The 1,193-nt window shown below is 65.1% G+C and carries 1 protein-coding gene; it reads left to right on the forward strand.

What is annotated here, in order from left to right; translation table 11 throughout:
* Positions 1-264: 264 nt before the first annotated feature.
* The coding region (locus V6590_RS20760; RefSeq protein ID WP_335425618.1) for a hypothetical protein at positions 265-1,193 on the forward strand (929 nt) is incomplete at its 3' end.

Genomic DNA, 1,193 nt, shown 5'->3' on the forward strand with positions numbered 1-1,193 from the left:
GAACGGCAGTGGATTGCCCGCGCGCTCCTGTCTGCCGCCCGGTCGCATGTCGCCTTCGGGCTGACGCTTAAAGAGATTGGGCAGGCCGAACAGCGGCTGGCGGCCCCGGCCCCTCGCAAAGAGCAGGATTGGGAGCGATAGGAAATGAAGAGCATCTGAGGGGAGGGCGGATTTGGCCCGGGGCTATCGGCTCTGCTGTCCTGACAAGCCATCGTGCGCTTGATAGGATAGCGCCAGAGATCGCGCAGTCTGGGATGATGGCCAATGGCGACACGTCGGATCGATGAGGCACTGGCTGCCTTGCAGGCTGCGGGCAGCGATCGTCTCGGGGGGCGTCGAGAGGTTCTCGAGCGATTTGGTATCGATCTTTTGCATCGTCCCGCCTTGGGCGGGCAGATCGTCGCGCGTCTTTGTGCGCGTGCGGCGCTTGGCCCCGCGGATGAGGACTTGCTCGACCTTCTTGGCGCGGGCCTCGACGCAGCCCGCATCGCCCGCGAAAACAGCAAGGCTCGGGGTCAGGCCCTGATCGACACGGTTGCTGGCGCAGTTGATCTGGCGCGGGGTCAGGGACGGCTGACATCGGTGCATAGCCTGATCTTTGCGCAGCTCTGGGCCCGGAATGGCTTGTCGGCGCCAGCCGCTCTCGTGCTGCAGCCCGAAAATGTGGTCCCGGTGTTCGGTCCCGAGGCCGCTGGCCCAGCCAGCGCTGCCCATGGTCTTGAGGGTCTTTTCGACGATCTGATCCGTCAGGCAGAGGGCGCGCCTTTGGCCTTGCATCAAGCCCTGACCGAGAGCTTTCCGGCCATGCCACCCGAGATGCGGGATGATGTTGTGGCTTTCTCGCTGGGGCGCAGTGATCCCATTCATGCCGATCTCGCCTGCTACTGGTTGCTCGATCCGGTCTCGCGCATCCGCCATGCGGCAGCGCAGGGCCTGGCTGATCGCCTTGCCACCGGTGAAGTGCCGGGGCGGGTCTTGGCATCCCTGGTGGTTCTGCGCAGCTGGATGCCGGAAGATGCGGCCCGCGCGAAAGTGGATGCCCTTCTGAGGGAGGCCTTGCGCAAAGGCATCGCGCCGTCGACCGATCAGGCAGCCTGGACGCTTCACAGTATCCGCGCCTCCTTGCCGGACGGAGGTGGGGCGCAGAGCATCGGCATCGCCTTGCAATCCGGGTCGCAGCGAAAGATGGCCAT

It is taken from the genome of Gemmobacter denitrificans (assembly GCF_036964905.1).
In the GTDB taxonomy this organism is placed as follows: Bacteria; Pseudomonadota; Alphaproteobacteria; order Rhodobacterales; family Rhodobacteraceae; genus Gemmobacter; species Gemmobacter denitrificans.